The organism is Streptomyces sp. NPDC005262 (assembly GCF_042872425.1).
GTDB lineage: Bacteria > Actinomycetota > Actinomycetes > Streptomycetales > Streptomycetaceae > Streptomyces.
Genome location: NZ_JBIAKK010000016.1, coordinates 132,983 through 154,959, shown reverse-complemented (window position 1 = coordinate 154,959; position 21,977 = coordinate 132,983). Strand labels below are relative to the sequence as shown.

The 21,977-nt window shown below is 70.5% G+C and carries 19 protein-coding genes; 3 read left to right on the top strand and 16 right to left on the bottom strand.

Annotated features, from left to right (window positions below; genetic code table 11):
* Window positions 1-190: 190 nt before the first annotated feature.
* From ACFYP5_RS30840 to ACFYP5_RS30790, 11 genes are all read right to left on the bottom strand, one after another.
* Window positions 191-1,129: an LD-carboxypeptidase gene (locus ACFYP5_RS30840; protein WP_389042058.1), complete on the bottom strand. Its 939-nt coding sequence runs from the start codon at window positions 1,127-1,129 to the stop codon at window positions 191-193.
* Entirely contained in the window at window positions 1,126-2,265 is a 1,140-nt protein-coding gene (locus ACFYP5_RS30835; RefSeq protein WP_389042057.1) for a M20/M25/M40 family metallo-hydrolase, read from the bottom strand. The genes ACFYP5_RS30840 and ACFYP5_RS30835 overlap by 4 nt, the downstream gene beginning before the upstream one ends.
* A 4-nt stretch (window positions 2,266-2,269) precedes the next feature.
* Window positions 2,270-3,400, bottom strand: coding sequence for an o-succinylbenzoate synthase (gene menC / locus ACFYP5_RS30830; RefSeq protein WP_389042056.1), 1,131 nt, complete (start codon window positions 3,398-3,400; stop codon window positions 2,270-2,272).
* Window positions 3,397-4,197, bottom strand: coding sequence for a hypothetical protein (locus ACFYP5_RS30825; protein WP_389042055.1), 801 nt, complete (start codon window positions 4,195-4,197; stop codon window positions 3,397-3,399). The genes menC and ACFYP5_RS30825 overlap by 4 nt, the downstream gene beginning before the upstream one ends.
* Complete coding sequence (locus tag ACFYP5_RS30820) at window positions 4,187-5,173, bottom strand: ABC transporter ATP-binding protein (protein ID WP_389042054.1); 987 nt, start codon at window positions 5,171-5,173, stop codon at window positions 4,187-4,189. Before ACFYP5_RS30820 ends, ACFYP5_RS30825 begins: the two co-directional genes overlap by 11 nt.
* A complete protein-coding gene (locus ACFYP5_RS30815) occupies window positions 5,170-6,162 on the bottom strand; it encodes an ABC transporter ATP-binding protein (protein ID WP_327123314.1) in 993 nt (330 codons plus the stop codon). The genes ACFYP5_RS30820 and ACFYP5_RS30815 overlap by 4 nt, the downstream gene beginning before the upstream one ends.
* A 2-nt stretch (window positions 6,163-6,164) precedes the next feature.
* The gene (locus tag ACFYP5_RS30810; protein ID WP_030925471.1) at window positions 6,165-7,079 is read right to left on the bottom strand and encodes an ABC transporter permease; all 915 of its coding nucleotides are present in this window, start codon (window positions 7,077-7,079) and stop codon (window positions 6,165-6,167) included.
* A complete protein-coding gene (locus ACFYP5_RS30805) occupies window positions 7,076-8,146 on the bottom strand; it encodes an ABC transporter permease (protein WP_078878987.1) in 1,071 nt (356 codons plus the stop codon). The genes ACFYP5_RS30810 and ACFYP5_RS30805 overlap by 4 nt, the downstream gene beginning before the upstream one ends.
* Before the next feature lie 76 nt (window positions 8,147-8,222).
* Window positions 8,223-10,067, bottom strand: coding sequence for an ABC transporter substrate-binding protein (locus ACFYP5_RS30800; protein WP_389042053.1), 1,845 nt, complete (start codon window positions 10,065-10,067; stop codon window positions 8,223-8,225).
* Between the two features lie 145 nt (window positions 10,068-10,212).
* On the bottom strand, window positions 10,213-11,577 hold the full coding sequence (locus tag ACFYP5_RS30795) for a M20/M25/M40 family metallo-hydrolase (RefSeq protein WP_389042052.1): 1,365 nt from the start codon (window positions 11,575-11,577) through the stop codon (window positions 10,213-10,215).
* On the bottom strand, window positions 11,574-12,476 hold the full coding sequence (locus tag ACFYP5_RS30790; RefSeq protein WP_389042051.1) for a MurR/RpiR family transcriptional regulator: 903 nt from the start codon (window positions 12,474-12,476) through the stop codon (window positions 11,574-11,576). The genes ACFYP5_RS30795 and ACFYP5_RS30790 overlap by 4 nt, the downstream gene beginning before the upstream one ends.
* A gap of 114 nt (window positions 12,477-12,590) precedes the next feature.
* Here ACFYP5_RS30790 and ACFYP5_RS30785 point away from each other — a divergent pair, with 114 nt between their 5' ends.
* Genes ACFYP5_RS30785 through ACFYP5_RS30775 form a run of 3 tightly spaced genes read left to right on the top strand, consistent with a single transcriptional unit; the run spans window position 12,591 to window position 16,620 of the window.
* Window positions 12,591-13,214, top strand: a complete 624-nt coding sequence (locus ACFYP5_RS30785; protein WP_389042050.1) for a helix-turn-helix domain-containing protein — start codon at window positions 12,591-12,593, stop codon at window positions 13,212-13,214.
* A gap of 5 nt (window positions 13,215-13,219) precedes the next feature.
* Complete coding sequence (lysA, locus tag ACFYP5_RS30780; protein ID WP_389042049.1) at window positions 13,220-14,593, top strand: diaminopimelate decarboxylase; 1,374 nt, start codon at window positions 13,220-13,222, stop codon at window positions 14,591-14,593.
* Entirely contained in the window at window positions 14,590-16,620 is a 2,031-nt protein-coding gene (locus ACFYP5_RS30775; protein ID WP_389042048.1) for a prolyl oligopeptidase family serine peptidase, read from the top strand. Before lysA ends, ACFYP5_RS30775 begins: the two co-directional genes overlap by 4 nt.
* A gap of 88 nt (window positions 16,621-16,708) precedes the next feature.
* Here the strand turns inward: ACFYP5_RS30775 and ACFYP5_RS30770 are convergent, their stop codons facing one another.
* The 5 genes from ACFYP5_RS30770 to ACFYP5_RS30750 all read right to left on the bottom strand — a co-directional run bounded on the left by ACFYP5_RS30770 (window position 16,709) and on the right by ACFYP5_RS30750 (window position 21,914).
* A complete protein-coding gene (locus ACFYP5_RS30770) occupies window positions 16,709-17,863 on the bottom strand; it encodes an anhydro-N-acetylmuramic acid kinase (protein WP_389042047.1) in 1,155 nt (384 codons plus the stop codon).
* Window positions 17,864-17,942: 79 nt separating this feature from the next.
* On the bottom strand, window positions 17,943-18,965 hold the full coding sequence (locus ACFYP5_RS30765) for an ABC transporter ATP-binding protein (protein ID WP_389042046.1): 1,023 nt from the start codon (window positions 18,963-18,965) through the stop codon (window positions 17,943-17,945).
* Window positions 18,962-20,002 carry an ABC transporter ATP-binding protein gene (locus tag ACFYP5_RS30760; protein WP_389042045.1) on the bottom strand — a complete coding sequence of 347 codons (1,041 nt, stop codon included), beginning with the start codon at window positions 20,000-20,002 and terminating at the stop codon, window positions 18,962-18,964. The genes ACFYP5_RS30765 and ACFYP5_RS30760 overlap by 4 nt, the downstream gene beginning before the upstream one ends.
* Window positions 20,002-20,913, bottom strand: a complete 912-nt coding sequence (locus ACFYP5_RS30755) for an ABC transporter permease (protein ID WP_389042044.1) — start codon at window positions 20,911-20,913, stop codon at window positions 20,002-20,004. Before ACFYP5_RS30755 ends, ACFYP5_RS30760 begins: the two co-directional genes overlap by 1 nt.
* Window positions 20,914-20,915: 2 nt before the next feature.
* Window positions 20,916-21,914 carry an ABC transporter permease gene (locus ACFYP5_RS30750; protein ID WP_389042043.1) on the bottom strand — a complete coding sequence of 333 codons (999 nt, stop codon included), beginning with the start codon at window positions 21,912-21,914 and terminating at the stop codon, window positions 20,916-20,918.
* Between the last annotated feature and the right edge of the window lie 63 nt (window positions 21,915-21,977).

The window sequence follows — 21,977 nt, the reverse complement described above, 5'->3', positions numbered from 1 at the left end:
TCAGAGTGAAGAACTTCAACCGAATAGGCGGTGGTCCGTACCGCGTCCCTCGCAGCTGGTCGCCGGCGAATGATCAGACCTGGTCGGAACATGCGGACGCGGCGGGGAACTCCTCCCCGCCGCGTCCGCACTTCTCCATCCGGTGTTCCCGGCCACCGCCCGAAGGGCACCTGACCGGCCGTCGGTCCGTTCAGGCGAGCACCGGTCCGTCGAAGGTGAGCGTGCCGCCGTCCGCGTCGAGACGGGCAGGCACTCCCACCGGGAAGGTCTGCATCGGGACGCCGTGGCCGATGTCGGCGCCGGCCAGCACAGGGGCGCCGAGGTCGCCGAGCCGGTCGATGAGCAGGGCGTCGATCTCGGCCGGGTCACCGCAGCCGGTGAAGGTGCCGCAGAGGATGCCCGCGACCCCGTCGAGGTAGCCGGACCGGCGCAGCTGGGTGAGGATGCGGTCCAGCCGGTACGGCTCCTCGTCGACGTCCTCCAGGAAGAGGATGCCGCCGCGTGCCGGGCGCGAGGTGGGGGTCGCGAGCGAGGAGCAGAGCAGGCTCGCGGTGCCGCCGAGCGTGACGCCCTCGGCCTTGCCGCCCACCAGGGTGCGGGCTGCGGGGAAGGTGAGACGGGTGGCCTCGGCCGGCGTGAAGAGGGTCCTGGCCAGGGAGTCGAAGGCGTACGAACCAGGGGTGAAGTCGTCCGAGACGGGCATCGGGCCGAACAGCGACACCCATCCCAGGTGTACCGAGACCGCCTCGATGAGCGCGGTGACGTCCGAGTAGCCGACGAGCACACGCGGCGTGGGTGTGCCCAGGGAAGCGAAGTCGACTCCCTCCAGGGTGCGTTGGGCGCCGTAGCCGCCGCGGGCCATGAACACGGCGCGGTAGCGGGGGTCGGTGAGAGCGGTGGTGAGGTCGGCGGCGCGGGTGGCGTCGTCGCCTGCCAGATAGTCGAGTGGGACGCCGGCGGCGCGCGCCGAGGGCAGTACGTCGACGATCAGGCCGAGACTCTCCAGGGCCGCGACGCCCTTCTCCAGGTCCTCGGCGCGCGGCGCGCCCGAGGCGGCGGTGACGGCGACCCGGTCACCTGCTCCGAGAGCGGGCGGGCGGAGCAGGCCGGTGTTTTCGGGGGAGGTCATGCGGACTCCTCGGGTGCGATGAGGTAGGCGGCGAGCAGAGCGGCACGGTCCAGCAGTGAGGCGACCGAGGCGCGTTCGGACATGGAGTGGGCGCCCGCACCGTCCGGGCCGAGGCCGTCGGCGGTGGGTATGCCGAGCGAGCCGGTGAGGTTGGTGTCACCGGCGCCGCCCGAGGTGCCGGTGAGCAGATCGGTGCCCCGCTCGGCGGCGAGCGAGGCGAGTCGCGCGGCGAGGCGGTTTGCCGGGTCGCGCTCCCAGGCGGGGCGGTACGACAGCCGGGTGACGGTCACCTTTGCGCCGGGGCGGACCGGGGTGAGGGTGTCGAGGGCGCCGAGTACGGCAGCCTCGGCGGCAGGCGTGGCGAAGCGCAGACCGACCTCGGCCGAAGCGGTCCCTGCGACGACGTTGGCGCGGGTGCCGCCGCTGATGGTGCCGATGTTGAACTCGGCGGCGGGCGACGCCGGGACGGCGTCCCGTACAACCGCGATCTGGTCGATGAGTTCGTCGATCGCGGAGGTGCCTAGTGAGGCGTCGAGCCCGGCGTGCGCCTCCACGCCCTGGACGTCGATGCGCACCCGGGCCACTCCCCGCCTGCCGGTCTTCAGTGTGCCGCCGGGCAGCGGCGGTTCGAAGCCGAGGGCTGCGAAGGCGCCCTCGGCGTGGGCGGCGATGATGCGGCGGCCGTCCGGGGAGCCGATCTCCTCGTCGTTGACGACGACCAGGCGCACCGGGCGGGACGGGGAGAGGCCCTGTTCGCGAAGGAGAGCAAAGGCAAGCTCGATGGCGACGAGAGAGCCCTTCATGTCGTACACGCCGGGGCCGGTGACCGTGTCGCCGTCCTCGTGGAGCGTGAAGGGACGCTCGACGGTGGTGCCGACGGGAAGGACGGTGTCGCTGTGGCCGATGAGGAGTACGTGTGCGTCATCGGGGGCCGTACCCGGCCACTCGCAGACCAGGTGATCGCCGTCCGGTCCCCTCTCGCGGGTGACCCGGGCTCCGAGAGCCCGATAGGCCTGCTCCAGATCGGCGTTCACGATCCGGAGGAGTTCGGGTTCTCCCGACGGGCTCTCGGCCATGACGAGGGTATCCAGGCGGGCGAGTGCCCGCTCGCGCAGCTGCTCGGCGTCGAATCGCATCGTTTCAGCCTTCCTTCAGTACGGCGTGCCGCAGCCGGTTCGCCCGGATCAGGGACTCGTCGATATGGACACCGAGGCCCGGGCGGGCGTCGGGCACCGGAACCAGGCCCTCGGTGGCGCGGATCGGCGGGGTGACGATGTCCTGGCGGTAGTACTTGTCGGAGCCGGAGACGTCCGAGGGCAGGGTGAAGCCCGGCAGCGAGGCGACGGCGAGGTTGGCCGCGCGCCCGATGCCGAACTCGTGCATTCCCCCGCACCACACGGGGACTCCGGCCTCGCGGCACACGTCGTGCACTGCGACGGACGGTCCGATTCCGCCGAGCCGGGACACCTTGATGTTGACGATGTCGGCGGCGCCCAGGTGCAGTGCGGTGGCCAGTACGGCGGGTGAGGTGATCGACTCGTCGAGACAGACCGGGGTGTCGAGCCGGGCGGCGAGGCCGGCGTGGCCGAGCAGGTCGTCCTCGGCGAAGGGCTGCTCGATCATCAGCAGGCCCTGGTCGTCGAGGGCGGTGAGGGCGTCCAGGTGCTCGGCGGAGTCGGCCCGGTAGCCGGTGTTGGCGTCGACCTGGAGGGCGATACCGGGGAAGGCCGCGCGTACTGCCCGTACCGGCTCCAGGTCCCAGCCCGGTCGGCACTTGAGCTTGATGCGGCGGTAGCCGTCGCCGACATGCCGGGCGACCTGATCCAGCAGGGCGTCGACGGTCGGCTCGATGCCGAGACTGACACCCGCGCTGATCCTCTCGGCGGTGCCACCGACGAGGGTCGCGAGGGTCTCGCCGCGGGCCTGCCCGTACAGGTCCCAGCAGGCCATGTCGAGCCCGGCGCGGGCGAAGTGGTTGCCCGAGAGGCGGTTGGTCAGCACCGCCGCGTCGTCGGGGTGCTCCCAGGGGCGGCCGAGGACCATGGGGGCGAGGTGCTCGCTCAGTACATACCAGCAACTCTCGGTGGATTCGCTGCAGTAGTAGGGGTCGCTTGGCGAGGCGCACTCGCCCCAGCCGACCGTGCCGTCGGATGCGGTCGCCCTGACCACGATGTGGTCGAGGTGCGACTTGCGGTGAGAGCTGGTCTCGAACTCATGGATCAAGTCCAGCCGTACAAGGGAGAGTTCGATCTCGGTGATGGTGATCGTCATGAGGCGCCCTCCTGGTCGGTGCCACGCGGAACGAACCGGTAGACCGCGAGGTCGTCGGTGACACGCAGGCAGGAGACCCCGACATGGGTGGTCAGGGCCTCGATGAAAGTTTCCCTGAGCGAGGTGCGCAGCGCGGCGGCCGCGGCCGCCCCTATGACGGTGCGGTGCAGATCCCAGCGGGCGGGTACGGCGATCAGCAGGTCGTCGCCGTGGGCGAAACACTCACCGGGTCGCCAGGCCCGCTCGGGGAGTCCGGGCTGGACCGTGGCCGGTCGCGTCAGGTCCCAGTCGAGGAGGAACCGGTCGGTGGGTTCGCCCGCGTCGTCGCCGAAGCCCTCGCCGCCGTACATCGACGGCTTGAGCACGCGGACCCGCCCGCCGAGCACATCCAGGTTGAAGTGCGCGTTACGGGTCTTCAGGGGGTCGTACGACCAGCGGATCCGGGTCAGTCCCATGGCCAGGGTCCGCTCCCGCTGCGCATGCTTGAGGAGCCGCCCCATCCCCTGCCCCTGGAGGTGGCGGGCGACCACGGCGAGCTGCGAGAACTGGAACAGCTCGCCGCCCCCCTCGCGGGCCAGGAAGCTGTATGCGAATCCGACCGGCCGCGTCGGGTCGCCGTCGTCCTCGTACGCGGCGACGACGATGCCTCCGTTGGACTGGAGCGCGGTCAGCAGGCGGGGGTTGAGGCCCCCGTCCGACGGCCGCAGCCCCATCACCTGGGCATACAGGCCGATACAGGCCGCCATGGCGGCAGGACCTTCGACGTCGCGTACGACGAGTGCGGGCTCAGCGGCCATGGGCGAGATGGCAGGCCGCCTGGGCGGGAGCCGGGTCGGCGGTCAGTACGGGCAGCTCGCGTGTGTCGCAGCCGGCGGCGGCCCGCTCGGCGCCTTTCAGTTCCGGCCAGAGCGGGCAGCGCGGGTGGAAGCGGCAGCCGGACGGGATCCGGGTCGGGTCCGGGGGCTCACCCGTCAGTACGGTCGGCCGCTGGTCACGTCCGGCCTCGGGCAGCACCGAGAGCAGGGCCTTGGTGTACGGGTGCTTGGGGTGCAGCAGCACCTCCTCGACGGTGCCGACCTCGACGATCCGGCCGAGGTACATCACGGCGACCCGGTCGGCGATGTTCCAGGCCAGGCCCAGGTCGTGGCTGACGACGAGGGCGGACAGGCCCAGGCTGTCGCGGAGTTCGAGTATCAGCTTGAGGATCTCGCCGCGCACCGAGGCGTCGAGGGATGCGACCGGCTCGTCGGCGACGATCACCGAGGGGTCCAGGGCCAGGGCTCCCGCGATGACGACGCGCTGCTGCTGGCCGCCGGACATCTCGTGCGGGAACCGGTGCAGGAACCGCTCCGGAGGACGCAGTCCGGCACGTGAAAGAGCCGTGTGCACACGGGAGTTGAGCTCTTCCGTCGTGCCGTGCAACCGGGGCCCCTCGGCGACGGCGTCGTAGACGTTCTGCCGCGGGTTGAGGGCGCCGCCCGGGTCCTGGAGTACCAGCTGGGCGTGGCGGCGGTACTCCTTGAGCGCCCGGGCGGAGTAGGTGAGGGGCTTGCCCCGGTAGCGGATCTCGCCGCTGGTGGGCTTGATGAGGCCGACGAGGGCGCGGGCGAGGGTGGACTTGCCGCAGCCCGACTCGCCGATCAGGGCGACGATCTCGCCCTGGCCGACGGTCAGGTTGGCTCCGTCCACGGCGCGGGCGGGCCCACGGCCCGCGCGCGCCGGGTAGGTGATGCGGAGGTCGCTGACCTCCAGGGCCGGGGCGGCGGTACTCATGCCTGGCTCCCTTCGGTTACGGGTGTGTGGGCGTCCAGAACGCGCAGACAGGCGGCGCTGCGCCGATCGCCCGCGGGCCACAGCTCCACGGCCTTCGTACGGCAGGCGTCGACGGCGTGCACACAGCGCGGGACGAAGGCGCAGCCCGTGCCGAGCGCCGCGACGTCCGGCGGGTCGCCGGGCAGTCCGGACGGTGCGAACCGGGACGCCGGGTCGCCGATGGTGGGGAACGCCCTGGCCAGTGCCTCGGTGTACGGGTGCCGGGGAGCTTCGATGACCTGCTGCGAAGGGCCGGTCTCGACGATCTCGCCGGCGTACATCACGGCGAGCCGGCCGCACATCTCGGAGAGCACCGAGAGGTCGTGACTGATCATGATGACACCGACGCCGGAGTTCCGTACCAGCTCGGTGAAGAGCTCCATGATCTGCGCCTGCACCATCACATCGAGGGCGGTGGTGGGCTCGTCGGCGATGATCAGGTCGGGGCGGCAGGCGAGGGCCATGGCGATCATGATGCGCTGACGCTGGCCGCCGGAGAACTCGTGCGGGTAGCTGCCCATGCGCTGCCGCGATATGCCGACGCTGTCGAGAAGTTCGGCGGCGCGTTCGCGGGCGGTGCGCGGGGACACCTTCTCGTGGAGCAGGATCGGCTCGCAGATCTGCTCACCGATGGGGCGCACGGGATTGAGCGCACTCATTGCGCCCTGGAAGACCACGGACGCGCCGTTCCAGCGCACGGTGCGCAGTGCGGACCACTTGGCGGCGAGCAGGTCCTCGCCTTCGTACAGCACCTGTCCGGTGACCTTGGCGCTCTTGGGCAGCAGCCGCAGCAGGCTGAGCACCATGGTCGACTTGCCGGAGCCGGACTCGCCGGCCACGCCGAGGGTCTCGCCCCGGTCCAGGGTGAAGCTGACACCGCGCACGGCGGGGATGAGGCTGTCGCCGTCGCGGTAGGTGACGGAGAGGTCGCGTACGTCGAGCAAGGTCATGGTCAGCCCACCATCCGCGGGTTGAGGACGTGTTCCACGGCACGCCCGGTGAGGGTGAAGCCGAGGACGACGAGAAGGATCGCGATGCCGGGCGTACCGACGTACCACCAGGCACCGGAGGTCATGGCGCCCTGGTAGAAGGCGGCATTGAGCATGGAGCCCCAGGAAACGCCGGTCGGGTCGCCGAGACCGAGGAAGGTCAGGGTGGCCTCGGAGAGGATCGCCGAGGCGACGGTGAGGGTGGCGGAGACCAGGATCAACGGGGCCACGTTCGGCAGCACATGGCGGACCATCACCTGGCGGTTGCCCGCGCCGAGGACCTTGGCGCGCTCGATGAACGGGCGGGCCTCCACGGCGAGGGTCTGGGCACGGACCAGGCGGGCGGTGGACGTCCAGGAGGTCACCGCGATGGCGATGGTGATGGACGCGGTGCCCTGCCCCAGGACCGCGGCGAGGGAGATGGCCAGCGGCAGGCTGGGCAGCGCGATGAACCAGTCGGTGACGTGCATCAGGGCCTTGCCGAGCTTGCCCGGGTAATGGCCTGCGAGCAGTCCGATCGTGGAGCCGAGCACCATGGTGAGCACGGTCGCGATGACACCGATGGACAGCGACGAGCGCGAACCCCAGATCAGCAGGTCCACCACGGAGCGGCCGGCCTGGTCGGTCCCGAGGAGGTAGCCGGAACCGGGCGCGGAGAGCAGCGGGCCGTCGACCTTGGTGACGTCGAGCTGCTCGGGGCCTATGAAGAGCGGGGCGCAGAGCGCGAGGACCGTGGCGACGAGCAGGATGCCCAGGCCGACGAGACCGGACGGACGCTTGGCGTAGGCGCGCATGAAACGGCCGACGGAGGCCAGCCGGGGAGGTGAACCGGCCGGGGCTGCCGCGGCGGTGATGTCAGTGGTGTCGGAAATCGTCATCGCACACGCACCCGGGGGTCGAGGAAGCGGTAGAGCACGTCGGCGAGGAGGTTCATCAGGATCACACTGGCGCTGAAGATGATGAACGTGCCCTGCAGTACGGGGATGTCGGGCACCTTGAGTGCCTCGATGGTCAGCGAGCCGAGACCCGGCCAGCTGAACACGGTCTCGACCGTGATCGCTCCGCCGACCATCGTGCCCAGGTGAAGAAAGATCACGGTGACCGAGGGAAGCAGCGCGTTGGGCACGGCGTGCTTGCGGCGGACGGCGTCGTCGACAAGTCCCTTGGCCCGGGCCGTCAGCAGATACGGACTGCCCAGCTCATCGATGATCGACGAGCGCATGATCGACACGTACTGGGCGAACACGACGAGCACCATCGTCAGACACGGCAGCACCATGTGGCGGGCCACGTCGAGGACATGGCCGAAGCCGGTGGCACCGAGCGACGGGTCGGACATGCCGCCGGAGGGGAACAGATCGAGGCCGACACTCAGCCAGATCAGCAGGATCATGCCGAGCCAGTAGGTGGGGACCGACCAGAAGGTGAGCGCCGCCGAGGAGGTGATCTTGTCGAAGAGGCTGCCGTGCCGCCATCCGCTGCGCACCCCCAGCCACAGGCCGACCACCACGGATATCGCGGTGGCCGTGCCCATCAGGAGCAGGGTGGGGCCGACGCGTTCGCCGATGAGGGAGGAGACATCCTGCTGGTACTGCCAGGAACGGCCGAGATCCAGGTGGACGATGTCGTTCACGAAGTGCAGGAACCGCTCCCACACCGGCTGGTCCAGGCCCAGCGTCTGGCGCAGATGAGCCATCTGCGCATCGCTGGTGGGCCGGCCGCGGGTCATCGTCTGGACCGGGTCCGAGGGCATCAGCTGGAAGATCACGAAGCCGATGCCCAGGACGATGACGAAGCTCACGGCAGCTGCGGCGAGCTTGCTGCCCAGGAAGCGGAGGAAGTCTGCCCGCCCCGAGCCCGGGCGGGAGGCGGCGTCGGCCGCGTCGCTCCCGGGCACGGGGCCGACGGCGCTCGCGCTGTCGGACGTATCGGACGTAATGGTCATGAGTTCTCGATCTGCTCGGTCTGGTGGACCCCGCGCACCCGGTGCTGCGACCGGGTGCGCGGGGCGGGCGAGGTGGTTACTCCCGCTCGTCGGCCGACGAGCGGCGCTTGATGCCGAAGGCGAGGCCCGCCACGACGAGCACGCCGATGCCGATGCCGGCCCACAGAGTGGTGGAGCCCGACGAGGCTTCCTTCACGGCGGCGACCGGGGTGGCGCTGCGGAACTGGCCGAAGGTGTACTGCATCGGGTAGACGCCCGCGGAGTCCGCCTTGCCGACCGCGAGGTTCTTCACGGTGCGGGCGTTCGTCGCGCTCAGGCCCGTGGCGTAGTACAGGATGACGTTGTTGTCGGCCTTGTAGAGGATGTCCTGCATCTTGCCGACGGTCGCCGCGCGCTGCGCCGGGTCGAACTCGGTGACCTGCTGCTTGAAGAGCTTGTCGAACTCCTTGTCGCAGTGGAAGGAGTCCGTGGAGCCATTCGTGCCGTCGTCCAGCGGCAGCGCGTCGCAGTTCTGGATGGAGAGCAGGTACGTCGGGTCGGGGCCGGTGCCCCAGCCGTCCATCAGCAGGTCCCAGTCGCCCTTGGCGAGATCGTCGTTGAGCTTGGTGGAGCTCAGCGGCTCGGCGGTCAGCTCGACACCGATCTGCTTCATCCACCCGGTGAGGTAGGTGGCGATCTGGGTGTCGGTGGCGGCGTCGGAGTGGGTGCCCAGGCGCAGCTTCAGCGGCTTCTTAGTCTTGGGCGAGACCCGGATACCGTCCTTGCCCTTGGCGTACCCGGCCTCATCCAGCAGGGAGTTGGCCTTGGCGATGTCGTACGACTGCTCGTCGCCCGGGGCGGGCTTCCACGCCCACTGCTTCCAGGTGGGCGGGATGTAGCCGGAGCCGACCTGACCCAGGCCGTCGAGCACCTTGTCGACGAGGGTCTGCTTGTCGGTCGCCAGCGCGACGGCGCGGCGCACGGCGGCGTCGGCGAGAGCCGGGTTACCGGTGCCGATCTTCTTGCCGGAGCGGGTACGGGCACCGGAGTTGATCGCGACGCTCATCCAGCGGCGGCCGGCGTTCTGGAAGGCGGTGGTCCGCTTGTCGCCCTGCAGTGCCTTGAACTGGGTGGAATTCAGATCGGACACGTAGTCGAGCTGGCCGCTGCGCAGTGCGGCGACAGCGCCGTCGACGGCCTTGTACCGCTGCTGGACCAGGTGGTCGAACTTGGGGGCACCGAGGACGAAGTCCTTGTTGGCGTCGTACTTGACGTACTGCTCGGGCTTGTAGGCCGTGAGCGTCCAGGGACCGTAGCCGACGATGTCACCGGAGTCGTTCTTGAAGTCCTTCAGGTCCGTGACGTGCTTCTCCCAGACGTGCTTGGGGACGATCGGCACACCGCTGTAGGGGATGGACACGAACGGGGTGTTCGCCTGGGGCTTCTTGGTCTTGATGACCAGCGTCGTGGCGTCGGGCGCGGTGACCGAGGCGAAGTTCTCGACGAGTGAGCCGTTGGCAGTGCCTGCCACCTCGTTCGTACGGATCAGATTGAGGGTCCAGGCGGCGTCCTCGGCGGTGATCGGCCGGCCGTCCGACCACTTCAGTCCCTTGCGGAGGGTGAAGGTCCAGGTGAGCTTGTCGGCCGACGGCGTCCACTTGGTGGCCAGGTACGGCGCGGGGGTGCCGTCGGTGTTCAGGGAGTTCAGTGAGGGGTAGACGGCGCTGAAGACGTCCAGCGATCCGGCGAAGTACGCCAGGAACGGGTTCAGCGAGTCGATGCCGTTGCCGGTCATCGCGGCGCGCAGGGTGGTGCCCTTGGTGTCGGCTGCGGCCCCGGGGGCCAGGGCGACCGAGCCGAGGGCGAGGGCGCCGGTGAGGGCTGCGGCGGCCAGTGCGGTGGCACGTCGGCCTATCGCGCTGCGGACCATGGTGTGTGTCATTTCGTGCCAATCCAGGAGCGTGGGCTGGACGCGGACCACGAGGGTCCGCGTCGTACCGGTGAACGTGCTGTGTGCTGCCTTGCTGTGGCGAGCCGGGGCAATGCCGCGTGGCCCGCCTGTCGTGCGGCCGGTGACGGCCGTCGAGTCAGTCCGATGCGGGGCCGGCGGGATCCGCCCGGAGGAAGGTGTCCAGGACCCGGACACCGAAGGCGAGGCTGTCGGTGAGGACGTGCTCGTCGACGCCGTGTACGTAGTCCCAGCTGTTGAAGCCGGGCGGGGTGGTGCCCGGGGCGAAGCCGTAGCCGGCGATGCCCAGCCGGGCGAAGGCTTTGGCGTCGGTGCCGCCGGACATGCAGAACGGCAGGACCAGGGCCTGCGGGTCGTGGGCCCGCAGGGCGTCCGCCATGGCCGCGAACTCGGGCGAGGTGTGGTCCGCGGCGACCGGCTCGGTCCAGCTGGCGAACTCGCGGGTCACCTTGGTGCCGAGCACCGCGTCGACGGCAGCGAAGAACTCCTTCTCGGCGCCGGGCAGGACCCGTCCGTCGATGCCGGCGGTGGCTTCGCTGGGGATGACGTTGTGCTTGTATCCGGCGTTCAGTCGGGTCGGGTTGAGGGAGTTGGACATGGTCGACTCCACGAGCCGGGCGGCCTCGCCGAGCTGGGCGACGCTCGCCGGGTCGGCAGGGTCGATCGTGATGCCGAGTTCCGACCCCAGCCCGTCGAGCAGCGCCCGGACCGGCGGGATGAGATGAACCGGCCAGGTGTGCGCGGCCAGTTCGGCCACAATGCGGACCAGAGTGGCCACCGCGTTGTCGGGGTTACGGCGGGAGCCGTGGCCCGCGGTGCCGTGCGCGCGGAGGGTCATCCAGGCACTGCCGCGCTCGCCGGTGGCGACCGGGTAGAGGCGGCGGCCGTTGGGCAGATGGACGCTGTATCCGCCGGATTCACTGATGGCGGCGGTGACGCCCTCGAAGAGTGCGGGATGCTTGTCGACGAGGAACCCCGCTCCGTACGCGCCGGTGTCCTCCTCGTCGGCGACGAACGCCATCACGATGTCGCGCGGCGGGCGGGTTCCGGTCCGGGCGAATCCGGTGGCGCAGGCCAGCATCATCGCGTCCATGTCCTTCATGTCGAGGGCGCCGCGGCCGCGTACCGCGTCGTCGGTGATCTCGCCGCTGAACGGATCGAAGGACCAGTCGGAGGGTTCGGCGGGCACGACGTCCAGATGGCCGTGGACCAGCAGTGCGGGGGCCAGCGGGTCGGCGCCCGGGATCCGGACCACGGTGGAGGCGCGGCGCGGCTCCGACTCCAGGACCTGCGGCGCGTATCCGGCGTCGGCGAGGACTTCGGCCACCCACTCGGCGGCTTCCCGCTCGCCTCGCGACTCGCCGCCGCCGTAGTTGCTGGTGTCGAAGCGGATCAGCCGCGAGCAGTGGTCGATCGTGTCGGTGGCCAGTGTCTCGTGGTGGGAGAACTGTTCTGCGGAAGGGTCGGTGGGCTCCTGGATCACGGAGCAGTCCTCTCAGGAGGGTCGGCGGGAGTGGTGCCCTCGCCGTCGCTCAGGGCCCAGGTGAGCGCGTGACGGCGCTGGGCGCGACGGGCCGCGCCCTTCGCGCCGGCCGCGGCCAGTGAGGCGAGCAGATGGCCGGTGGCGGTGACGGCGGTCGGCGAGTGGGTGCGCGACTCGCTCCGGGTGTTCACCGCGAGGACGTGGGTGGCGTATGCGCACACCGGGCTGTCGTAGCCGTCGGTGATCGCCACGACCGTGCCGCCCAGCGCATGGAACTCACGGGCCACGCGCACGGTGTGGCGGCTGTAACCGCGAAAGCTGAAGGTGATCAGTACGTCCTGGTCGCCGGCGTCCGTGAGGGCGGTGACGGCCGCTCCCACTCCCGGCTGGACCAGCGTGACGTCACGGAGCGCGGCGGAGAGATCGGCCGCGACCAGTGCCGCGTACCCGATGGACTTCATGTCACCGAACACCCAACGGCGGCGGCCCGCGACCACGGCGCGCGCGGCGAGTTCCAGGGCTCCGTTGGCGTGGAGCGCGTCGAGGGTGCCGGCCAGGTTCTCCTGCTCCCGGGCGAGGATCCGGCGCAGCGCGGTGCGATCCCCGGGTTCCCCTTCCCGGTCGGCGATGCGCTGGTCGGGAACGGGCAGCCGGCGGCCCGTCTCACGGGCGGCGCAGGCACGCAGGTCCTCGGTGTCGGCGAAGCCCGCCATGGCGAGCAGTTGGTCGAGATCTTCGGCGTTCGCGTCGGCGGTCCGCAGGAGTTGGGCGGGGCGCCGGGACAGTGCGGCAGGGAAGTCCGCAGCGAGTACGGCGTGCAGGCGGGCTGCCCCGGGGCCGCAGTGCGCGGCGGCGCGTTCCAACAGGCGGAGCACAGGATCGGGTGTCAGGACAGACATCAAAACCTTCCTCCATGCCGTGAACTCCACCGCTGCGACCAGGGATTTCTTCCCTGAGTATCACTTGCTGGCGGATACATTGATCTAAGGTGGCGCGAGTATTACTGTCACCGCATGCCTGAGTCAAGGGATGTTCCAGCCCCCGCCCCGACGACCGTCGACTCACCGGTCGAGGCGTCCGCAGCCGATCGGGCAACCGCCCGACTGGCCAAGGTCGTTGCCTCGGCGCGCAGGACGTCAGGCCTCACCCTGGCCGCCACCGCGGCCGGGTCGGGCCTCTCGCCCGCGTATGTCTCGCAGATCGAATCCGGCTCGGCGAATCCGACCGTCCGCAGCCTCGCGCAGCTCGCCGGAGTGCTGGGTCTCGAACTGCACGAGCTGCTCGGCGCCGGACGTGTCGATATTTCCGACAACAGCCCGTTTCCGGCACGTTTCACCACACTTCCCGGCTTGACCGCGATGTCGGGCGGTCAAGGAATCTGGAACATGACGGCGCATGACGCGACCATGCTCCACTCACGTCTGATAAGGGGCGAACCGGGCGACCACGCCCGACCGATCCGGCACGCCGGAGAGGAACTCGTGGTGGTGCTGGCCGGACAGTGCCGGCTCCGCGTCTCGGACACCGCGCGCGTGCTCAATCCGGCCGACGCCTGTCATTTCGCCGCATCCGAAGAGCATCAGATCACGCAGACCAGCGACGACTTGCTTCTGCTCGTCGTCCTCACGAAGGAGTGACGCAGGTGGTTCCACCCGCCGACAACTCGCCCGACGCCGCCCCCACCCGCGCCGCGGGCCCGGACGAAGCACCGGACATCTGGCCGCTCACCGCGAAGGACATGGACGGCGAACTGCACGTGGGTTCCGTGCCGATGACGGACCTCGCTCAGGCCTGCGGCACTCCGCTCTACGTCGTGGACGAGGCGGACTTCCGCGAGCGGGCCCGCCAGTGGCGGGAGTCCGGCGCGGACCGCGTCCACTACGCGTCCAAGGCCTTCCTCTGCCCGGAGATGGTCCGCTGGGTCGGCGAGGAGGGTCTCCACCTGGACGTGTGCAGTGTCGGCGAGCTCGAACTCGCCGTCGCCGCGGGCTTCGACCCCGCCCGCATCGTGCTCCACGGCAACAACAAGCTCCCCTCCGAGCTCAGGTCGGCCGTGGCACACGGCGTCGGAGTGATCGTGGTCGACTGCGCCGAGGAGATCGACCGGCTCGCCGGCTACGCGGCCGACGCCGGCCGGGTCCAGGACGTGTATCTGCGCATAGCGCCGGGCGTCGCCGCCGACACCCACGACTACATGGCCACCGGCAGCGACGACGTGAAGTTCGGCTTCCCGGTCAACGGTGGGTTCGCCGAACGGGCGGTCCTCACCGTCAGCGCCATCCCCTCGTTGCGCCTGACGGGCATCCACTCCCACCTGGGTTCGCAGATCCTCGACCCGTCCGGCATCCGGCGGGCCGCCTCGCGGGTGGCCGCATTCGTCCACATGCTCGCCGAGCGCCACAGCATCGGCATCGAGGAACTGGATCTCGGCGGCGGCGCCGGGATCGCCTATGTACCCGGCCAGCGACGGCTGGCGCCCGCCGAGTTCGTAGCAGCGCTGCGGGCCGGGGTAGCCGAGGAGCTGGACCCTGCCTCCGTCCGGCTCGCGGTGGAGCCGGGCCGTTCTCTGATCGGCACCGCCGGTGTCACGCTCTACGAGGTCGGTGTGGTCAAGCAGGGACTCGAGCGACGCTTCGTCTCCGTCGACGGCGGTATGAGCGACGCTCTGCGCCCCGCCCTCTACCAGGCCTCGTACACCGCCTGGACCGCCAACCGCAGGCTGACCGGCCGGCCCGTGCACTCACTCGTCGTCGGCCGGCACTGCGAGAGCGGCGACATCGTCGTACCCGACATCGCGCTCCCGGCCGATCTGGCCGTCGGCGATCTCCTGGCGGTGCCCGCGACCGGCGCCTACCACCACGTCATGGCCAGTAACTACAACTTCCAGCCGCGCCCCGCCGTCGTCGCCGTACGTGACGGGCAGGCGCGCCTCCTGGTGCGTCGCGAGACCCCCGCCGACCTGTTGCGACGCGACGGTGCCGGCGCCGCCATAGACCTCTCAGGAGACCATCGATGACCGAGCGCCGCGTCCTCCCCCACGGCGAGTGGCCCTCCCCCTTGACCGCCGATTCGGTGGCGGCAGGATCCGGGGCCACGAGCTGGCCGTCCGGCGTCGGCGAGGAGACCTGGTGGTGCGCCAACGACCCGGCGACCGCCACCGTACGGCTGTTGCGCACCGGACCCGGGCGCGCCCCCGAGCCGGTGCTGCCGGCGGGAGTCAGTGTGCGCAACCGCTCGCTGGGCTACGGCGGCCGCCCGTACACGGTCCGGCCCGGCCAGGACGGCGCCCCGCATCTGCTGGTCTACACCGACCACCGCGACCAGCGGCTGTACGCGGCCGGGACCGCCCCGTCGGGAGCGGGCGGGGCAGGTGACCTGACCCCCCTGACCCCTGCCGACCCGCCCGAGTACGAGACCTGCTGGGCGGACCCGGTGTTCGCGCCAGGCGGTACCGAGGTCTGGCTGGTCCGGGAGGTCACCCGGGCAGCCCGGGAACCGGGCGAGGATCCGGCACCCCGCACCCGTCGCGACATCGTCGCCGTGCCGCTCGACGGCTCGGCCGCCACCGCGCCGGACCGGCTGCGGGTGGTCGGCGGCTCGCATCACTTCCTGTCCACCCCGCGGATCAGCCCGGACGGACGGCACCTGGCCTGGCTCGGCTGGGACCACCCGAAGATGCCTTGGGAGACCACCGAGTTGATGGTCGCGCCGCTGGCCGACGGCGTCGCGGGTGAGCCGGTGCGGGTGCTGGGCGGCGGTGCGGTGTCCGTACCGCAGGCGGCTTGGGCGCCCGACGGCACGCTGTACGCGATGGCCGACCCGGACGGCTGGGCGAACCTCTTCCGGATCACCCGGACGCCCGACGGGGACTGGCTGCCCGAGTGCGTACTTCCCATGGAGCGGGAGTGCGCGGGTGCCCTGTGGCGGGTGGGCGGGAGCTGGTTCGCGGCCACGGCGGCGGGAGTGGTGCTGCGGCACGGCGTCGGTGAACAGCGGTTCGCGCTGTGGGATCCTGCCGACGGCACGCTGCGCGATCTGGCGCCCGGGTGGACGGAGTTCGGCTCCGACCTGTGGGCCGACGACCACGCCGCCGTGGTGCTTGCGGCCTCCCCCACGCTCGGCCACGCCGTGCTGCGGGTGCCGTTCGACGGCGGCGCTCCGGTGCGCTGCAACGGTGAGCGCGACACCACGTACGACGCCTGGCGGGCAGTGCCGGAGCGGCGGGTCGCCAAGGCCGCGAACGGTGGCGAGGTGCAGTACGTCTACTACCCGCCCACCAGCCCGGACTGCACCGGCCCGGCGGGCGAGGCACCGCCACTGCTGATCCACATCCACGGCGGGCCGACCAACTCCAACGGAGCCGCCCCCGATGCGGAGTTCTCGCTCTTCTGCAGCCGCGGCTTCGCCGTCGCCGCCGTCGACTACGGCGGTTCCACCGGCTACGGCCGCGCCTACCGTGACCGGCTGCGGCACACCTGGGGTGTCACCGACGTCGAGGACTCGGTGACGGTCGCCTCGGAACTGGCCTCCGCCGGGCTCGCGGATCCTTCGCGCACCGCGATCCGCGGCGGCTCGGCGGGCGGCTGGACGACACTCGCGGCGCTGACGTCGACCGACGTCTTCTGCTGCGGAGCGGTGTACTACCCCATCAGTGACCCGGAGGCCTGGATCTACGGACAGACCCATGACTTCGAGTCCCGCTACATGGAGTATCTGGTCGGGAAGTTGCCCGAGGACCAGGAGCGGTTCGACCGGGTGTCGCCGATCCGGAAGGCCGGGCAGATCACCCGCCCGCTGGTGATGCTGCAGGGAGCCGATGACTTCATCTGCCGCCCCGACCAGGCCGAACGCATCGTCGACGCAGTGGCCCGACGCGGCCTGTGGCACCGCTACCTGCTCTTCGAGGGCGAGGGACACGGCTTCCGCCAGGCGTCCAGCGTGAGCGCCTCACTGCGCGCCGAGGCAGAGCTGTACGGGCACGCGATGCGCATCCAGGTCGACCTCTCCGACACCAGTGGCGCAGCGGCGGGGGCGCAGGGCTGAGCAGCCTCCCACGCCCGGAGGAGCGTCGCGCTTCGCCCCGCCCGGCCGGCTGGTTCGCCCTCCGGGCCGGGCGGGCACGAGGCCGAAGTCAGCAGCTGAAGCGGGCGGCAGCCGGGGCCACGGTCAACGGCTCCGGCAGCCGCAGCGGCCCGTGGCCCGGGGTGATCCGGCCCAGCAGCCGCCCTCCTGTCGCGCCGGTGCAGCTGGGCAGTGTCCCCGGCAGGCCGTGCGCGGTGAACCAGCCGAGCAATGCGAAGGCCACCGCCTCCTTGGCGGCCGAGGGCAGTCCCAGTGCGTCGGAGCGCAGCAGCTCGACTCCCGGCAGCAGTGCGCCGATCCGCTCGGTCAGCACCGGGTTGTCCGCGCCGCCACCGGACACCACCAGGGTTCGCAGGCCCCGCTCCCGTACCGCGTCCGCGACCGTGCGTGCGGTCAGTTCGGCCAGGGTGGCCAGGAGGTCCTCGGCCCGGAGCGGGAGGCGTCCGGCCAGGTGCCCGGCCAGGTAGTCGGCGTGGAAGAGCTCCTTGCCGGTGCTCTTCGGCGGCTCGCGCCGGTAGTACGGTTCGGCGAGCAGGGCGGCGAGCAGCGCCGGGTCCACCCGTCCGGCGGCGGCGAGCCGGCCGTCCTCGTCGTACGGCCGGCCGGTCCCGGCCAGCGCGGCCGCGTCCATCAGAGCGTTTGCGGGACCGGTGTCGAAGGCGACCGGCGCGCTCTGCCCGACCGCTGTCAGATTGGCGATCCCACCGAGGTTCAGCGCCCCCGCCGGACCCGGCAGTCCGCTGAGCAGCAGCGTGTCCAGCAGCGACACCAGGGGTGCGCCCTGGCCGCCCGCCGCCACGTCCGCGGTGCGTACGTCGGATATCACCGGCACGCCCAGGCGCTCGGCGATCCAGGCGGGCTGGCCGAGTTGCAGGGTGCCGCGCACCGTCCCGTCGTCCACCCAGTGGTAGAGGGTCTGGCCGTGCGAGCACACCAGGTCGACCGGCCCTGCCGCGGCCACTGTCGCCGCCGCGGTGCCGGCGAAGGACTGCCCGATGAGGGTGTCCAGGCGGCACACCGCCGCCAGGGTCACATCCCGCGGGGGCAGCGCGTCCAGGATCTCGGCGCGCAGTTCGGCCGGGTAGGGGTGTGCAGCCGCGTGGACGAGGGTGCCGTGCACGGTGTCGCCGTCGAGGCGGAATTCGACGACGGCCGCGTCGATCGCGTCGTGCGAGGTGCCGGAGCTGAGTCCCAGGACTCTCACAGGCTTCCTTTCTGAACATGGGTGCGGGCGGGCCCGCCCCATGGATGGAGCGGGCCCGCCCGATGCCGGGGGCCGGAGGTCAGACGGCGGCCGACGCGATCTCCACACCGACCACGCGCCGCGCCGTGGGGTGGAAGCAGGCGTGGAGCTGCCCGGACTCCCCCACCGCTTCGAGGACGGGCCGTTCGGTCGTGCAACGTTCGGTGGCGAACGGGCAGCGGGGTGCGAACAGGCAGCCGTCCGTGGTCACCTTCTCGTCCAGCGGGGCCAGTGGCGCCAGCCGGTCGGGGCCGGGCTCCTCCAGACCTCGCATGATCGGGATCGCCGACAACAGGCACTGCGTGTAGGGATGGACGGGCCCCTGGATGACGTCGTCGGTGAGGCCGCTTTCGATGACCTGCCCGCGGTAGATGACGTGCAGCTCGGCGCCCTCGCCGACGTAGCGCGCCGTCGCCACGTCGTGGGTGATGAAGACCAGCGAGATGCCCAGGCGTTCGCGCAGGTCGTGCAGGAGGGCGAGGATGCCCAGGCGCATCGAGACGTCGATCATCGACACGGCTTCGTCGGCGATGAGCACCTCGGGGTCGACGGTGAGCGCGCGGGCGATGACCACACGCTGACGCTGACCGCCCGAGAGCTGGTGCGGGTACTTGGGGAGGACCCCGTCCGGCTCCAGACCCACCAGTTCCAGGAGTTCCGAGGCCCGTGCCCGTACAGCGGACGCCGAGGCGGCGCCGCCCGTCTCCTTCGCCCGCATCCGCAGCGGGTCGCCGAGGATCTGCTCGATCGTACGGGTGGGGTTCAGGGCCGAGTACGGATCCTGGTGGATCATCTGGATGCGGCGGAAGTACGGGGCGCGCTTACGCGGCGAAAGCTTGGAGAGCTCCACGCCGTCGACCACGAGTTCGCCGCCGTCGAAGGTCTCGATCCCCGTGAGGATCTTGCCCAGCGTCGTCTTGCCGCAGCCCGACTCGCCGATGAAGGCGACGGCACCGCCCTTGGGGAGTGTGAAGTCCACGCCGCGCAGGGCGTAGACCGTGCGCTCGCCGGTGAAGGCCCCGCGGGAGTGGTAGGTGCGGGTGATGCCGCGCGCCTCGATCACGACGCGTCTCCCTTCGAGGTGGTGGGGCCGACCACGGCGGCGTCCGCGTGGCACGCCCGCCGGTGGCCGGCCGAGTGCTCCGCGAGCTGCGGCTCGTCCTCGGCACAGATGTCCATCTTGAAGACGCAGCGGTCGCGGAACACGCAACCCGTCCTCGGGATGGTGGTGAGATCCGGCGGGCGGCCCGGCAGGGCGCGGGCCGCTGCCGGGTCGCCGACGATGCGTGCCGTGGCGCCGATCAGAGCCTTGGTGTACGGGTGGGTGGGGTTGCGGAGGAGATCCAGCGTCGGGCCGTGCTCGACGATCCGGCCGCCGTACATCACGGCCAGGTTGTCGGCGAGTTCCGAGACCACACCCATGTCGTGGGTGACGATGAGGGTGCTGAGGTTGTTCTCGTCGTGCACCTGGCGGATGATCTTCAGCACCGCGGACTGGGACAGTACGTCCAGAGCCGTGGTCGGCTCGTCCAGGATGAGGACCTTGGCGTTCAGAACGAGAGCGAAGACGATGCCCAGGCGCTGGCGCATGCCGCCGGACAGCTCGTGCTGATAGGAGTCCAGAACGCGGTTGCCGTCCAGGCCCATCCGCTCGGCGAGCTGCTTGGCGCGGGAGAGCAGGCCCGGGAGGTCCTTGACGTCGTGCGAGCGGCCCAGGTCCAGGATCTGCTTGCCGATGGTCTTCAGCGGGTTCATGGAGTTCTGCGACGCCTGGAAGACGTATCCGAGCGCCGAGCCCCGTACCGCCCGCATCGACTTGGCGCCGAGCGTCGTCACGTCACCGATGCCGTCGACGTGGATGGCGCCTCCTGCGATCCGGCCCGGCTCGGGCACGGCGTTCATCAGGGACAGGGCCAGGGTCGACTTGCCTGAGCCGGACTCCCCCACCAGGCCGGTGATCTCACCGCGACGCAGGTCGAGGGAGGCGTTAGCGACAGCCGGGTACTCCGTGCCGTTGATGCGGTAGTGGACCCTGAGGTCGCGCACGCGGACCTCGGCCTCCCCGGCCTCGGGCGCGGACTTCTCCGTCGTCGTGGTCATCAGCGCTCCCTCAGTCGCGGGTTGAAGAGCTCGTCGATCGCGTCCAGGAACAGCACCACGCCCATGATCAGGAGCAGGATGCAGGTGAGCGGGGCCAGGAGGTAGAAGATTGCCTCGGGACTCTGCAGCGCTCCTCCGGAGAACACCGCCTGGTTGATCATCACGCCCCAGTTGGTGCTGGTGAACGGCACGATGCCGAGGAAGAACAGCCCGACCTGGGCCTCGACGAAGCCGATGACCGACAGGAGCAGGTGCATCGCCACGTACGGGGCGATGTTCGGCAGGAGTTCGCGCACGATGACGTGCCGGCTGGGCAGCCCGAGGCCGCGTGCGGCCTCCAGGAATCCGCGCTCGCGCAGGCTCAGCGCCTGGGAGCGCACGGCGCGGGCGATGCCGCCCCAGCCCACCACGCCGAGCACGAATCCCATCTCCAGCGGGCTGTCGAACTTCCACACCGTGGTGAGCACGACGAGCAGCGGCAGGCCGGGGACCGTGAGCACGAAGTCGGTGACGCGCATCAGCGCGGAGTCGGACAAGCCGCGGTGGAAGCCGGCCAGGAGCCCGACGGCGGTACCGATCGTCGAGGCGAACAGGGCGGCGAGGGAGCAGGTGAGCAGTACATAGCGGCTGCCGACGACAGTGGCCTGGAGCACGTCGGAACCGGCGAAGTCGGTTCCGAGCCAGTGCCCCGCGCTCGGCGGCTGATAGATCGCGTCCGGGTCGATGGCGAGCTGGTCGCCGTAGAGCATCGGCCCGAAGGTGCCCATCAGGACGAAGAACACCAGGATGGACAGGCCGATGATCCGGCCGGGCTTGCGCGTGAGGACGCGCCAGATGCCGGTCCAGCGGCTACGTCTCGCTGAGAGGGCATCAGCCGGACGGGACGGCTCGGTGAGCGTCGCGGTGGTCATGGTCAGCGCCTCACTCGGGGGTCGATCACGGAGTAGAGGAGGTCCGCGACGATGTTCGCGAGCACCACCGCGGTGGTGATCAGCAGGAAGGCACCGGTCATCAGGGGGTAGTCGCGCTTGCCGATGCTGTTCAGCAGCAGCTGCCCGACGCCGGGGTAGTTGAAGGTGGCCTCGATCAAAATCGCTCCGCCGAACAACGTGCCGAACGAGAGGGCGAGGGTGGTGAACAGCGGCAGGATCGCGTTGCGGCCGATGTAGCGCATCCGCGTGCCGGGGGTGATGCCGCGCAGCTCCGAGGCGAGGATGAAGTCGTCACCGAGGACGGACACCACGCTGGAACGCATGCTGAGCATCCAGCCGCCGTAAGAGATGAGGACGTACGTGGCGACCGGGAGGACCGCGTGGTACGCGACGGACGACATGTACTCGACGTTCCATCCGGGGTCCACCAGGAGCGTCTCGGAGACGGTGCCGCCGTACGGCAAGGTCCCCAGGTTGGTGTAGAAGACGGTGATGAGCAGGATCGCGATCACGAACGACGGGATGCCGGCGATCATCGAGGCGGCCAGGCTCAGCCCGCTGCCCAGGCGGGACGACCGCTTCACCGCCGCGACCACACCACTGCTGACACCGATGCAGAAGCTGATCAGCAGGCCGCTCATGATGGGGATGACGGTCCACGGCAGGGCGTCGCCGATGACGTCCCCGACCGGCACTCCGCTGTAGGAGATCGAGATCCCGAGGTGACCGTGGAGCAGGTCGCCGATGTAGTGCGTGTACTGCGTGAACAGCGGGTCCTGCGAGGTGAACCCGTAGATGATCGAGGCCTTGGCCTTGGCATCCTGGGAGTTCATTCCCATGGCGACGTACTTCTCGTACGCCACGTCGCCCGGTTTGCCGGGCAGGGCGTGGACGAGGAAGAACGTAAACGTGGCCACGATCCAGATCATGACCGCGCCGCCGACCAGTCGGATCGCGATGGTGCGCGCCAGTCCCTTCACGTTCCTGCACCTCCTTCCTTGTCGTAGGGGTTGTTGTGGATCAGCGCGCGAGCGGGGCGACGG